The sequence below is a fragment of the Serratia sp. HRI genome (assembly GCF_010119335.3).
Taxonomy (GTDB): Bacteria; Pseudomonadota; Gammaproteobacteria; order Enterobacterales; family Enterobacteriaceae; genus Serratia; species Serratia nevei.
Genome location: NZ_CP083690.1, coordinates 3,653,735 through 3,668,701, shown reverse-complemented (window position 1 = coordinate 3,668,701; position 14,967 = coordinate 3,653,735). Strand labels below are relative to the sequence as shown.

10 protein-coding genes are annotated in these 14,967 nt (G+C 48.3%); 5 read left to right on the top strand and 5 right to left on the bottom strand.

What is annotated here, in order from left to right; all coding sequences use genetic code 11:
* Positions 1-35 precede the first annotated feature (35 nt).
* Together GF111_RS17565 and GF111_RS17560 are read left to right on the top strand one after the other, a co-directional pair.
* Positions 36-2,033 (top strand): choline BCCT transporter BetT, encoded by a 1,998-nt coding sequence (locus GF111_RS17565; protein WP_047729946.1) that lies wholly within the window; start codon positions 36-38, stop codon positions 2,031-2,033.
* Between the two features lie 643 nt (positions 2,034-2,676).
* Complete coding sequence (locus tag GF111_RS17560; protein ID WP_047729945.1) at positions 2,677-3,108, top strand: hypothetical protein; 432 nt, start codon at positions 2,677-2,679, stop codon at positions 3,106-3,108.
* Positions 3,109-3,135: 27 nt separating this feature from the next.
* Here the strand turns inward: GF111_RS17560 and GF111_RS17555 are convergent, their stop codons facing one another.
* Positions 3,136-4,098, bottom strand: a complete 963-nt coding sequence (locus GF111_RS17555; protein ID WP_047729944.1) for an Abi family protein — start codon at positions 4,096-4,098, stop codon at positions 3,136-3,138.
* 713 nt (positions 4,099-4,811) lie between these two features.
* On the opposite strand from GF111_RS17555, the gene GF111_RS17550 reads away from it, so the two are divergent.
* From GF111_RS17550 to GF111_RS17540, 3 genes are all read left to right on the top strand, one after another.
* Complete coding sequence (locus GF111_RS17550) at positions 4,812-5,051, top strand: AlpA family transcriptional regulator (protein ID WP_047729943.1); 240 nt, start codon at positions 4,812-4,814, stop codon at positions 5,049-5,051.
* A gap of 639 nt (positions 5,052-5,690) precedes the next feature.
* Positions 5,691-6,554: a hypothetical protein gene (locus GF111_RS17545; protein ID WP_047729942.1), complete on the top strand. Its 864-nt coding sequence runs from the start codon at positions 5,691-5,693 to the stop codon at positions 6,552-6,554.
* A gap of 56 nt (positions 6,555-6,610) precedes the next feature.
* Positions 6,611-7,051 (top strand): hypothetical protein, encoded by a 441-nt coding sequence (locus tag GF111_RS17540; RefSeq protein ID WP_154235533.1) that lies wholly within the window; start codon positions 6,611-6,613, stop codon positions 7,049-7,051.
* Positions 7,052-7,556: 505 nt separating this feature from the next.
* Here the strand turns inward: GF111_RS17540 and GF111_RS17535 are convergent.
* From GF111_RS17535 to GF111_RS17520, 4 genes are read right to left on the bottom strand one after another with little or no spacing between them, the layout of a single operon-like run.
* Positions 7,557-8,018, bottom strand: coding sequence for a hypothetical protein (locus GF111_RS17535; RefSeq protein WP_146220580.1), 462 nt, complete (start codon positions 8,016-8,018; stop codon positions 7,557-7,559).
* A gap of 13 nt (positions 8,019-8,031) precedes the next feature.
* A complete protein-coding gene (locus tag GF111_RS17530) occupies positions 8,032-10,584 on the bottom strand; it encodes a hypothetical protein (RefSeq protein ID WP_047729939.1) in 2,553 nt (850 codons plus the stop codon).
* Positions 10,584-12,272, bottom strand: a complete 1,689-nt coding sequence (locus GF111_RS17525) for a hypothetical protein (RefSeq protein ID WP_047729938.1) — start codon at positions 12,270-12,272, stop codon at positions 10,584-10,586. The genes GF111_RS17530 and GF111_RS17525 overlap by 1 nt, the downstream gene beginning before the upstream one ends.
* Positions 12,269-14,965: a transglycosylase SLT domain-containing protein gene (locus tag GF111_RS17520; RefSeq protein ID WP_047729937.1), complete on the bottom strand. Its 2,697-nt coding sequence runs from the start codon at positions 14,963-14,965 to the stop codon at positions 12,269-12,271. The genes GF111_RS17525 and GF111_RS17520 overlap by 4 nt, the downstream gene beginning before the upstream one ends.
* Positions 14,966-14,967: the final 2 nt, after the last annotated feature.

Genomic DNA, 14,967 nt, shown 5'->3' with positions numbered 1-14,967 from the left:
AGGGCGATAATCAAACAAATGGAATAAATTAATTTATGAGTGAGAAAGACACCCCCCTAAAAAAGCCGCAAAGCCATATCAACAAAGCGGTATTCTTCACCTCTGCAGTCCTCATTTTTCTTCTGGTCGCGTTCGCCGCCTTTTTCCCCGACGTCGCTGACAAGAACTTCAAGCTTCTGCAGCAACAAATTTTCACCAACGCCAGCTGGTTTTATATTTTGGCCGTGGCGCTGATTTTGCTCAGCGTGACGTTTCTGGGGCTTTCCCGCTACGGCGACATCAAACTTGGCCCCGATCATGCGCAACCCGATTTTCGCTACCACTCATGGTTTGCCATGCTGTTTTCAGCGGGGATGGGCATCGGCCTGATGTTCTTCGGCGTGGCAGAACCGGTGATGCACTATCTCTCGCCACCGGTCGGCACGCCCGAGAGCGTCGAGGCGGCCAAACAGGCCATGCGCCTGACCTTTTTCCACTGGGGGCTGCACGCCTGGGCGATCTACGCCATCGTGGCGTTGATTCTGGCCTTCTTCAGCTATCGGCATGGCCTGCCGTTGACTCTGCGCTCTGCGCTTTATCCGATCATCGGCGAACGTATTTATGGCCCTATCGGCCACGCCGTCGATATCTTCGCCGTCATCGGCACCGTGTTCGGGGTCGCAACCTCGCTGGGTTATGGCGTGTTGCAGGTCAACGCCGGGCTTAACCACCTGTTTGGCGTGCCGATCAACGAAACCGTTCAGGTGATCTTGATCGTGGTAATTACCGGGCTGGCCACCATTTCGGTGGTTTCAGGGCTGGAGAAAGGCATACGCTTTCTGTCAGAGCTGAACCTCGGCCTGGCGCTGTTGCTCCTGGCCTTGGTCTTGCTGTTGGGGCCAACCGTCCTGCTGTTGAAATCCTTTGTGGAAAATACCGGCGGCTACCTGTCCGAGCTGGTCAGCAAGACGTTCAACCTGTATGCCTACGAGCCAAAATCCAGCAACTGGTTAGGCGGATGGACGCTGCTCTACTGGGGGTGGTGGCTCTCCTGGTCGCCTTTCGTCGGTATGTTCATCGCTCGGGTTTCCCGCGGCCGAACCATCCGCGAATTTGTCACGGGCGTGCTGTTCGTCCCGGCCGGCTTCACCCTCATGTGGATGACGGTGTTCGGCAACAGCGCCATTTACCTCATTATGGAACAGGGTGCGACAGACCTCGCCACTACGGTGCAGCAAGACGTGGCGTTGGCGTTGTTTAACTTCCTGGAGCATTTCCCGTTCTCCAGCGTGCTTTCGTTTATCGCCATGGCGATGGTTATCGTCTTTTTTGTCACGTCCGCCGATTCCGGCGCCATGGTCGTAGATACGCTGGCTTCGGGCGGCTCCAGCAACACGCCGGTTTGGCAACGCATTTTCTGGGCGTCGCTGATGGGCATCGTCGCCATCGCCTTGCTGATCGCCGGGGGGCTCAGCGCGCTGCAAACCGTCACCATCGCCAGCGCATTGCCGTTCTCGGCCATCTTGCTGATATCCATTTACGGCTTGCTTAAAGCGCTGCGCCGCGACCTGACGAAACGCGACAGCCAAAATATGGCCACCATCGCCCCCACCGCCGCCCGCAACCCCATTCCCTGGCAGCGCAGGCTGCGCAATATCGCCTATCTGCCAAAACGCTCGCTGGTTAAGCGCTTTATGGATGAGGTTATCCAACCGGCCATGACGCTGGTGCAGGAAGAGCTGAGTAAACAAAACACGCTCAGCAGCATCAACGCCACTGCGGAAGACCGCATTCGTTTCGAGGTCGATTTGGGCGATGAGCTTAACTTTATCTATGAAGTCAGACTGCGCGGCTACAGTTCGCCGACGTTCGCTCTGGCCGGGCTGGATAACGATGAACAGCAAGCCGAGCAGCACAAGTATTATCGCGCGGAGATCTACCTGAAAGAAGGCGGCCAGAACTACGATGTCATGGGCTGGAATCAGGAGCAGTTGATCAACGATATTCTCGACCAGTACGAAAAGCACCTGCATTTCTTGCATCTGGTGCGCTAAAGAGCGACATGCCGTCCCCAGGGGCGGCATTTTTTTGCCCCGCTTTCCTCACCACGGCGCTGATGATGCTGGTGGGATGGCGGACAACCAGTGATAACGCTTACAGGGGCAAAGGATTGGGTTAGGGTAATCTTTCGGAGAATCAGGATGTTTTCAGGAGGAAGTACTGGAGCGGTGAAGGGAGTAGAACGCCATAGCAAAAACCCAGTTAAACGGGACTTCATAGACTTTATAAAAACCAAACTACACACATTTCTATACACATTAGTTTTTGCTTGGGCCTCTGCCCTCACGTCTTTCCTGTCTCAATGGCCCTAGCTGGTAAGATCTGAATTGGCAAAAAAATGTGTATATATACAGAAACTGTGTCAGTTCAGTTGGTTCGGTTGGTTCACAGGCATCTAACCCTTACCACGACTGGGTTTGACTGAACCAACATGCGCGAAAAAATGTTGGTTCATCCCAGAGAGATGTTGGTTCAGTGCCAATTATCTCGTCTTACACGTACTGGTCGCGAAACTCAACCGGCCAGGGAAGGTTCCATCACTCTCTAGCGTGTCTTTAAATTCAGTCACCGGCAGTGTATAACGTCGTTATACAGCAGTACACTGTATGGCTACCAACTGGCTATCGAGGTGCGAGTGTGAGCAAATCCAACTTAGTGGCGTTCCGGGTTCCGGCAGATTTACAGGATGCCTTTAATCAAGCTGTGGCGGCGTCAGGTGGCGATAAATCGGCTTGGCTGGTCGATGCCATCAGAAGCAAACTAAATCGCCCTGTGGCTGATTCTGATAAGCGTATGCTGGCGCTGGTGGAGCGAATGGAAACGGCAGCAGCGGCGCTGATTGTCGGGAGGTCTGGTATACCTCCACACCCGTACAATGAAAAGGCTGTTATTGCTATTGTGGCGCAAACTATCGGGGAAGGTTTGGACAATGGCCGAATCATCGCTGAACGGCTCAATGATGCAGGCCATCAGACCAAGGATGGTAAGGCATGGGATAAGGATATTTACAGCGCCTGGAAGCGCCAGGGGAATAATTCTCTCCTGATTGCTAATGCGTTGGCTGTATAGTTACCTAGCTAAGATTTGAAATTAGAGTTAATCAATATCAAATAAGCCCCGAGGGAACCCCTGGTTATCAGGGAATCCCATCGCAGTCAAGTTACACCCTGGTAACAGTGGCTTGGCATCTATCAAGTCAGCAACATGCCTAATCCAAGTTGACCCGGGGCCAATTTCTTTCACCAATAACCATAGCACGGCTATCATCCCGTACATCCTTTCGTAAGCATCGTCGTTCATGTGCAAACGTTCGAAATAAGGATGGTTTGGCAATGGCATTATCTTTGGCTCGTTAACTTTGTTCCAGATACGTGAGTGATGAGCGCAACGATTTCTAAGTACGTTCATGGCACTAAGCCAGTTTTGAAAGATGGCGCCATTACCAGGAGCTATACCCAGCCTAGAAAGTATCCCATTGCGGTGACCATCCTTCAGCATGGCATAGTATTTTGACATTAAGCCAAAATCCCAAACCTCAATAGCTACCCAGAACGGCAATCCTTCATACTTACCCTCATGCCACTTGATAAAATCCTCTCTACTTTTGGCTACTTCGTTTGAATGCTTAGTAAGCCATTCTTCTCTTGCGCTACAACGCCCGCCACGCCGAGGTTTCAAGTGCTTGGGGTTTATCATCGCATCGTCCAAGTACCCAAGAGGGGATATTTTACCAATTTCATGTGCAATGACAGAGCGAACATAAACTTCGACTCGTTCCAAGGCATTCATCATCAGAAGACGTAGATTTTTATCGAACAAATACAGGTCGTATACATCTCGGAAGTTTGTCCCTGGGCGAACCTGATCCAGTCGAGTTCTGATATTTTCTGGGGTTATTTGAGGTATTCGACATGGATACCAAAACCCCGAGAGGCGGTAATAGCCTACCTGCGAGATTTTTTTTATTGCATGTGGACGGTCGGGTACATCCATGCCGCGAGAAAGTAGCAGATCGATGAGTTCGTCATATTCTTTATGAACCTTTACCGGATCAGCCATTGAAAATTTTCCCAACCTCCAGATATAAGAAGGCCCAGCCATAACCATCACCCATCTAGGATGGGGTCAAGCCAGGGGGCCGGGCTCAGTTGAAGCTAAATCTACACTATGCGGTCTCTATGTCAACGTGACCTGTCACGATAGAGTTTGTATGGTTCGTTACACATCGACACCAAACCACCATATGTAGTTGTTCCCTCACTGCTTACTCACCTAAAGGATGTGTTGAATGTTTTTACCTATCAATCTTATCAGTGGTGCTTTAATCGTAGTTATGGGTGTTGTGCTACCGCAACACCTTGCTGTGATCTTGTTTGATTACCGGCGAGGGACTGGCTTCTACCACTACCAATGGCAGAGCTACCACCCTAGTTATCCCCTGGCTATGTGTTAGCCAGAAGATCACTAAGGTGGAGTAATAATAGATATTCGCTTTTTCTGTCGCCCCCATATCCCAACAGATTGCACTCATCTAACGCTGACAAGTTAGGTTCTCTCTCCATCATCCAGCCTAAATCGCGACTTCGATGGATGATTAAAATTGTACCAGGTTGCCCCACCCCACCGATTCCCCTGACGCCCCTTATGCAGCAAAGAATGTTGGTTCATTGCCCTCTCAAGCGATACCATAAAGCCCGTCAATTCATCAGAAGACTGTAACTTGCCGCTGTCTATACCACTGCGGAATTAACCGCAAGTGAGGAGATAGCACAATGAAAGCAGCAATTCGAAAACCCCAACTCCTGGCGATGGTTCCCATGTCGGAGTCGCAGATCACCAAACTGGAAAAGGCAGGAGAGTTCCCGCAGCGTTTTGCACTGACAAACCGCACGGTGGCCTGGAACAAGGACGAAGTAGAAGCGTGGCTCGATAAGCAACAGGCCGAGAACACCGGCCGCACGCCGGATTATTCTCCCGACGTCCGCCAGCGCAAACGCAGGCCAGTACGCTAAGTTGACTACTACATCCTGCAGTGCGCCAAGAACATGGCGGCGATCGCCACGCACGCGGCGTTCATCGCGCAGCAGACGAAGGTGCAGTAATCAGCCGGCTGAAGATGCGTCCAAACCTGGACGCATCCCACGCCCGCTACATAGACCACCAGATTGGCAAGATGTAATATAGCCACGCTCATAAGTGGGCAAGGTATCTATATGAAAAAGATAATAATCATTCGGTAATTTTATCTTCTGAATTATTGAAATGCTATTAATTTACATCTACCACATAAATAGGAACAATTGATGACTAAATGTCCAAAGTGCGAAAGCCCAGTAAAATTATCAGGCGTAGTATCTTGCTGGTGCGATAAGGATCAATGTTTTGGTCAACGGTGTGGTGCCAATGAAATGTCAGATCACTTCGAATGCACCAATACAAAATGCGGGCACTCTGGAACTCCACCTGAAACACAGCACTACTACGAACGACACAGCAAGTAATATGAAGAGCCGACTCAAGCTTGAGTCGGCTATCTGATGTGATTATCTGATCTATGTCACGAACCTGTTAATAAAACCAGATTAACCCCTTAAAGTAGTTAATGTATTCTTCTGTGACATTACTTTTTCGGCTTTGCCAAAGGTTTAACCATGGACACAGCAAGCATACTTGACATAAAAATTTCTCTTAGATACGACGGACTGGACGCGGAGAACCATGAAATTGATCTCGCATGTCTTGGGGAGTCGCTAAAGGGGTTTTCGAAAATTCTGGCCACTGCAGGAAATTTTGCAGTAACACAGAGGTACAGCAAAAACGTCGCCGGACAGGATGTCAAGGTGTACGCAAAAGAAGCAAGAGCAAATTGCTTCACGCTTGATGCAGTGCTGAATTTCGTAGGTCAATCCCAATTGTTCTCTGGTGCTGTGGGTTCTATACTGGGGGCGTTGATACCTTACATTTTTAGCCGGAACTCACAGAAAAAAGAAGAAATGAAACTGCTTAAAGACTCTCTCGACAAAGCGATAGAGGCTCTTGGCAACAAAGACAGAGCAACTATCGATGGACTACTGGCCGTCATCGACAAGATGGCTGGAGAGTTGCGTCCATCGGTTAGGCAAGCAGTTTCACCAATCGGTAACACCTGCAGAGAGATCAGCGTCACAACTAACTGTGGTTATGACCCAGCCAGGATAGACGAAGAAGATAAAGCCGTGATCGATCGCCTAAATGATGATGAGGTTATTGGGCTGCGCGAATATAAGGTATTCATAACTGAGTTCGATGCGCAGAGAACCACAGCAAAAGTCATATTGCTCGATGACGATAGTGGTAGGCGCGTTCCGGCAGAGATCAACGACCCTTCAGTTAGGAGGGCTGGCAACCCATACATCACCGCCCTTAACGCTTATCTTGAATCACAAGGCGCAGACAGTGCATGTATAACGGTAACAGCAAAAGCATCGGTGAAAAAAGGCAACATTAGCAAGCTATATATTGCTGATGCATCATAAAGAAAGCCCGCGATACGGGCTTTTTGTTGTCAATTGAATTGTTTCAGGATGAATAAATGGCAGCATCATTATTAGAATTAGTTATTCCTGCATCGGTATCTGTCGTTGTTGCATGTGGCACTGTGATATGGACGGTAAGATCAAATAGAAAATTAGAAAATGAAAAGCTTTTAAAACAAAAGAAGGAAGAGTTGTTTTCATTTTATCTTGACTCTTTATCCATAATTTATGATTTAAAGCAAGCTAGCTATAACGAGACGAAATTAATTTATCTTGCAAGGAATGTAAAGGAGAAATTAAAAAGCAATTTATTGAAAATAAAAATCATATCAAATCTGTATTTCCCAGAGTTAGAGTGGATTGAACTTCAGGACGCATCAACGCATGCTCATCGCTTGATAGAAGACATATGCGAAGGCAGAGAGCCAGAAGAAAAGATATATAATGAAGCAATGCGCTATATGAACAAGTTACATAACAAAATACTTTCTTTATAAAGGTGTCATATGGACAGTACACTTCTCGGAGCGTTGATTGGTGCGGGGGCTGCGATTGCCGGCAGCATTGTTACAGCAATAGCCACATACCACATAAACAAGTCAATAGATAAAAATAAATTACTGATTGAAAAAAAGAGGTTCTCTTTCAGACAATCATTGAAATTGAAAGGGCCATGTACAGATATTACGTATGTTTTAACTTGGCTCTTAATGGCGCGGAATTCAATTTAGAACCTATTGATGAAAATAGAGATAGGGCAATAGCTAGGCTTGAGATAGTTTCAAGCATTTACTTTAACAACCTTGGTCTTTCTGACCTCTTGGCGTCCATCATCAAGTATGAACAGGAGAGTGTTATACAAATACGACAACCATACTTCAAGGGCAGTGTGACATATGAGCAGTGCAATATAGCTAAAGAAAATTACGACAAAATACCACTAGCAACAAGAAGCTTGAAGGATTTGGTTAATCAACTATAAGCCCCTGGCGGGGCTTGGTTTTAGAATGTTTTTTTGTTATTACTTTTCACCATTAATAAAATGAATGCAATTAGTATGATTACAATCAAAGTCACTGGGGATGATATAAACCCAGTCGCAGTAGACAGATAAGACATCGGAGTTCCATCTACAACACCGCAAAGAATTTGTTCATTATAAATTTGTGATGTTCTATCATCTATAATTGCATTAAAAACATCTTTCTTAATACCATGTTCTGGTATGTTAACATGACCAACCCCATAGTGCATAAAAGCTTGCTCAGCTATACTTTCATCAACAAATTCAGAACTACTTTTTGCTGCTATGCCATCTAACTTTGAATTTCTAAAGTATGAAACTAAAGCACTATCATGCCATCCAGATGATAATGAAGCGGTGAATACCTCACTGAAGGATGGCTGCATACTACATAAAGACTGATTGCCCCCAGTCATGGGGTTATCTGTATATATTGCCACGGTTCCTCCTTGACTATCTTCCAAGCATAAACTGAGACGGTGGAACAATGAAGGTGTTCCCCTGTTCTTTTTCTACCCGCTGGAGATATCGCTCCAGAGATCCAGGGCTAAGCCATTCTTGCGCACGGTTTAGAATAAGATAGTTCATCGCCGGTCGCACTACATGCAGATTCATGAATGGTGTATGGTCGATACCAAACTTCAACAAGTCAGCCGCTTTTGCATCACCGTCTCTAGTTCGCAGGAACAGGTTTCGGATCTGGTCAAGGTCTCCAACGGTAGGGCCAGCCAAACTCGACGCCAAGCCACCACCAAACCGATTGTATTCACCAAACAGGAAATCGCCCATAATGCCGAGACCGCCCCCCTGCGCAGCAGCAGCCAAGAACGTTTTCGCATCCGCTGGGCGTGGCGTCTGCCCTTTCAGTAACAACTTGGTTTGCATCGATACATATCCCAATGCCGTCATCCAAATGAACAACTGGGCAAGCCCCAGCTTTTCTCCGTTACCATTGCGCATAGCATTGGCCAGGCTGGTGAAGCGACTTTGCCCCAATTCTGCCGGCGTATAGCCGCGACCATATATTTCTCGCCCAATGGTATTCTGCATGAAAGAGCCGGTAAACGATTTGAACTGGCCTCCAAAGCGAATAGCTTCACCAAGTGGAGTGCCTGGCTGCGTACCCTGCTTCATCATTGCGCGGGTTCTGGCGCCAGGCTCTGACATGGCAATGAGCACCCGATCAAGATAATACCCGCGTAGTTTACCTTCCAGAGACTCGCGCGCCGCAGCAATGCTGGACTTATTGACTTGGAGTCCATCGGCGGCAATATATTCAGCGATACGCTCATCAGGAATGTATTTAACGCCATTGGGGGTCATGTGCTGATTGCCTCGTACGCTATCCATTTCCATGCCGCGATAAAGATTCCATTCACGCTCAGTGATACCGCTGGAGTTTAGGACCCGTCGTAGGTCTTCATTCAAGGCTGCCCAGGAAGATTTTGAGTTTCGTGCCATCCAGTTTGACATTACCAAACCCATAGATTTTCTACTGTTCTCTGTCCACCAGTTCAATAGGTTTAGCTTGAAGAAGGTACGCTGTAACCGTGATATGCGGCCTGGCACAGACGTATCACCTGAAAATTTAGCTATCATCTCATCGCGCACTGAGTCAGTAAAAATCCCCATGTACCCAAGAATTTCTTTCTGATCTGCCGCGCTGTATCCCTTGAGCTTGCCTGCGATGCTCTTCCCCATAGCATCCATTAAATTCATACCCTGGTAGCGTAGCTCCATCGCGGCGTTGCCAACGTCGTTAAACGAAGATATGACAGCCCCGCCAAGCTTGGTCATTCCCTCTACAGCCCTAATGGTCGCACCAGCTCTGGCTATCGCTGAGTTTGCAGGTATGCTGTTGTACCCCAAAATTTCTGAAAGCTCATTTTCCAAAGCGCGCCGACGCCCAGCAAAATCCGCCTCGGCCGCAGGATTGTTCAGCCTCTTGAGTCGCGCCTGTTGGATTTCGAATAAATGACTGAACATATTTTCAGGGTTTGTGCCGAGCACGCGCATTACGCCGGTAGTCCTGGCGGAACTGGTTAGCCCTGACATGACAGATTCGCGAAGGTTGCCGACACCATAGGCCTTGTTGTACTCATGCCATGCAACGCCATCCTTAAAGTGTAAAACGCGCTCCTGGCTCGCACGCTTTGCCTGATTGGATCCTCCTTTAAATCCTGATAACCAATCTGACTTCTGATTACTCAAATGGATACCAGACGCCAGACCGTTATAGACGCTCCGCAAAAATTCGTCGCGATTAGCTACACCATCGAAAGTTGACTGATCAAGTCGGGGAAGAATTGTATCTCGCCAGGCTTCATAGCCGGCACCACGGATTTTCGCCCAGTCATGGCTTTGCCGTGTTATATAACCAGCCAGCTTGCCAATGAATGATCCCGCGCGGTTACTATCAAGCCTTGCCACCTCTTGCCATTTGTTAATTATCTCGGCGAGTTTGATGGACTCTTTCGACAAGCCTGCTGTTGGCTCACCACGACCCACTTTCCAAAGCGCATCCGCAATCTCTTGGTCATACTCTCCAGAGGATAGAGCCTTGGATAGCCCTGACTGATTTAAATCATGCTCAAATCCTGCAATGTACTTCCCCTCGAGCTGCCCCTGCTCGCGAGACGCCGAGGCGCGGAATCCTTCCGCAGCCTCATTGCGGGAAACCAATAGTGCTGATAGCGCTATATCGGGACGATCGGCACCAAGAGATTCTTTGCTATTGTTTAAAAAGCTCTCAAGCTTAGTCCTGATCTTAAGGTTAATCGCCTTGTTACGAGCCTCGATCACCCTGGCCAGCTTGTCGCCCCTGACCATTTCATCAGCAGCCTTCAGAGCAGCCTCTTCAAGAGTGATTGAGGCATTCTCTGCCTGATAGCGATCGATGTTTCTCCGAAGCTGCCCGAACACATCCTGCAGTTCATCATCTGACAAGTCACGGCCGGCGGCCTTGATCACCAATTTTTCACAGTCAGCCAAGTATCGATTTGCCATCACATTTTACCTATCATGCAGCCAGCAGCGGCCTGGATACCTTTTTGCAGACTGGTATCGTTAGCTTCCTGACGAATTGTTTTAAGTTCTTCTTTGAGCTTTGCATTGTCTGCAGAGTCAGCGAACGCATTGAGAATGTTTAATTCAGCCTCAAAATCCTCTTGGGCATTTATAAAATCGGCATCTTCACGTGTCGCACGTTTAGCCTGTTGCTCCGCCGCAGCACTGACAGACCCAGCAACGGGATCGGGCTGAGGCTGGGATTGTCTTGAAAGTTGCTCAATGGCAGTTGGTCTTTTAACCGGATCCATGAGGTCAAAGAACGGATCTACATTGATGTCCTCTCCGCGTTTTGCCTGCGCTATAGCGGCGCGCATTGCGTTTTCTCGAATTGATATATCAGCATCATCAAATCGTTGTGATGCTGTTCTGACCCCACGGGCAAGCGGGCTTTCCTGCAAGCCCTCTCTTATCTGCTGGGCACGTTGTTCAATCAGCGGCTTGGCTGATTCCGGTATAATCCCTTTACTTATATCAGCAATATCCTGCGCAGCCTTTGCCCCTTCGACATGATTATCTATCTGTTGTTGAAGTTCTGCGTTGTGTGACTCGAGAGCCGCTTTTTCATCAGCAATATCCTGACGAGCCTTAGCTTGCGCCTCTTTAAATTTCATTCGTTCAGCCTGGTAAGCTGACGTTCTTTCTTTCAATGTTGCATCTAAAGATTGGGTTAGCTGATTATTCCTGGTCAACTCGGACCGCAAAGCATTAACGTTATCTATCTGCTGGCCAGCTATAGCACGGCGTTGTTCGATAAAATCAGGAACAACATCGCTGTATCCTGTTGAATACGCATAATCATCAATGCTTTTGGATATAGAGTTATTTAACTCCGACCGACTGGTCTCAACTGGAACGATATCCAAGGAGCGTGGTGGTGGAATTACTTCCGCTGGCATAGCCGAATCAACAGGGATAATGGCTGGCTCCCCTGCGTCAACAGCGCCAGGATCTGATGACTGACGGCGGCCACGGACCATATCCGCAATGAAACCACCGCCAGCATGAAGTGCACCACCAGCGATCATTCCCATCAGCAAGTTTCCGCCGGCATCGCCAATGGTGTAATTGTCACCCTCAGCCGCGGCACCCATAGCGGTAAATGGTAGTGTTACCGCAGTTTGCGCCCCACCCATCACCGTGCCCTGCCCAAAACGCTCAGCAGCCCTTCCAAGCATTGTTGCAGATCTTGCTTGCCCGAAGAATGGAACCAGCCCAATTGCAAGGTTACCCGGGTCAACCATGTTACCGCCAAGGTTCGCAACGAACTTCAACGGAGAAGACACAATGCCAGACGGGGCTGACTGAATAATTGCCTCTCGCTCGAGTCGGTTACGAGTTTCAGAAATTACATTGTCATAGAAAGCCTTGCTAATCCCTTGCGGTGGAACATTGATAGACTTTACTCCGTAAGTTTTGAAACCAGCCTCTGCTTCATCTTTCGTCATCCGCGGAGATTCAGGATCCATGTTCAATGCATCGGCTTTCGATGCGCGAGCCCATGAGTTTAGAGGACCTTCCCTAAATCCCTCGGTAAATTCAGCCGATAGGCTTTCACCAAGTCCTGATTCTAAATTTGCGAGTGGCCTGGTAACTGATGAATCAGGCTTAGTTGTGTAAATTGTCATTGGCCACTCCTGTGCTGAAGGGCATTACCCAGAGGGTTTTCCGCAGGCTTCTGTTCCTGGTAGCCAGTAAACTCCCTCGCTGGTTCTCCACGCAGGCTACGATAGACATCCGACAAATCATTATTGATAGCGCGGTTGTCCATCCCATCCGCAGGAGTGAAAGTAGCTGGGTTTTTTAATTCATGTAGCCGTGCATTAATGAAACTTCTGTCTGCAATTCCAAGCTGAGAAAGTTCCTTGAATGGAACAAAGATAGGATTGCCATCGGCCCCATTGATATATGTCCGATCTGCAGTTAGATAAAGCCCTTTTTCGTCTTCACTGGTAACCCATTCAGCATTGTTTTTAATTCTAGACAAAGCCATTGCCCTACCAACTTCTGCAGGTAAGCGAGTGTCACCCACAAAACCTTGCGGGTCTATATCTTCTGGCTTTAATTTTTCCAGGTAGTTATCTGTTCCGTCAGTAATATCACGGACATTTAGGTTCAATGATTTTGGCAGACGCCAAGTACCTTCAAATTCGTATTGGTCGCCAGCGATCTGGTTGAATGCCATCTTGGCAGCAGATGCCCCGTCCATGCCACGCGATGCATAAATATATGCAAGCCGCTTGCCCTGCTCATTGAAGTCTGAGTATGCCTTCAGGCCGCCCCTTTGAGATGCTAGTGACACACCAAAATCAGCAAACTGATCTGACCATTCACTTTCAACAGATGATGATTGTGTTCCAGCCGCCTTCTTTAATTCATCCGTTGATAGCTTTCTGTTTTGGAACAATGCATTAGCTGCATTTGCGTTATCAACAGACATTACAACACTTAGTGCACTTCCCGACTTCCCCTGTAATTGCGAGATTACAGCTGGAGCCTGGCTTCCATAGCTCTGGGCGATAGATTGTACTGCCGCCACACTTTGTTCATTGCTGTTATCTATCTGGTGCAGAATGCTATTGACCATCTCGGTAGGAAGTATGTCTTTACTACGTATTCCCAAGCGCTCTTTTTCAGCCTGAATTCGCGATGCAAAGAATTCACCGGTTACCTGGCGTTGAGAAAATTGGTCATAGACATCTTTGATGACTGGAGAGTTCTGAAGAAGCCACGTTCCTGGATCATCCTCCCTTGCCTTCTGCACCTGCGCAAACTTACTGGCAACTTGAGCATATCGTTGCTGCTTGAACGTAAAATCTGGATCGCTAACATCTGGCTTCATGGCATTTACTGCCGCCATGCCCTGCTGCGCGTCACCTTGCACAATCGTTTGATAGGCCGGTTGCATGGCAAGGGTTTGTTGGTAGCGTTGGTATGATTGCTGTAGTTGCATGCGCTCTTGCGGCGTGGCACTAAGCGGCATTGATGCGATCCATTCTCTATCAGTAATAGGCTCAGGAACTTTGAGACCAAGCTCAACGCGCGAAACATCATCCTGCATTCGGTTCTGTAACCCAATGCGTGCCGCTGAATTCTGAAGATCGTATAGCCCAGCAATTTTTGCCATGGCCGCAGATTTGTTCTGAGGACTCATGGCCTGCCAATATGGAGTATTCATTAATCCAGTAATCGAGGCGTTGACCGGGATCCCTGGAGCAGAACCAACCACTTTCGAGACATAGTTACGTGTTTCTTCAAATGGTATTTTTGCTGCAAATTCAGCAGAAGAAATCACCCCTTTACGTGGGTCGCCAATTTGCTTGATCCATTTATCAACCTGACCATGACCTGCATTGTATGCGGCCACAGCAAGCACGGAATCCCCGCCATAACGTTTCATCTGAGACTGAAAATAGGCATGCCCAATAGTTGCGTTGTAGCGCGGATCATTAAGCCACTTATCCCTATCCCATGATAGACCAGCAAGCTGAGCCGCCTCGGGCCCGGTGGCTTCAGTTACCTGTGCAATGCCAACAGCTCCTTTTGATGACATCAGCGGCGAGCCATTATTATCAAACTGGTTTCCACCGCTTTCGGCACGAATCATCGCAGAGAATAATTGATCGCTATTTGCACCATCCGTTACCGGAATTATCCCACCCGGCCCCATAGTCTGTTGATACATATTGGTATAGGCGGTGCTAAAGGCGGCATTGGCTGCGCCTTGATACCATTGTTGCCAATTCGCCTCTATCTCTTCTGGACTCTGACCATGGCTCGCACCGAAGTCCATTATCGCCTGGCGAGCAGAAAGAACCACTGGCACAAACTGCGCTGGGTTTTTAGCTTGGGTCAAAAAATTACTGAGTACGCCTTGCTGTTGACCCACTTCATACTGCTGCTTCTGCCCAACCTCATACTGCCGGAAGCGGTTACCGTAACTACGTCCCAGTGGCTGGATCTGCTGGTCAAAAGTATGGCGCATGTACTCAGGTATCGATTCACGAATCGATGCAGCTTTATCTGATATCAGCCCGGCGCGAGTTTCTCCCTGTCCAACGGCATTTTTACCCTGCAGGGTTATTAGGCCGTTCTGCGGGTTGTTGTAGAGGTCATCGGCATACACGGAAAACTGGTTAATCTTGTCCTGCATGTCAGCCAAATCGACCTTTTGCCTCTCTTGCTGGTACACATCCAGCCCCTTTGCGCCTACATCGGCCAGCGCTGTAAAAACATTGTCTTTCGGAATCCTCAAATCTTGAGTGTTAACCGGCGCCATCTGGGATTGCGATTGACGTTGATAAGTTGGGACGATTGGCATGG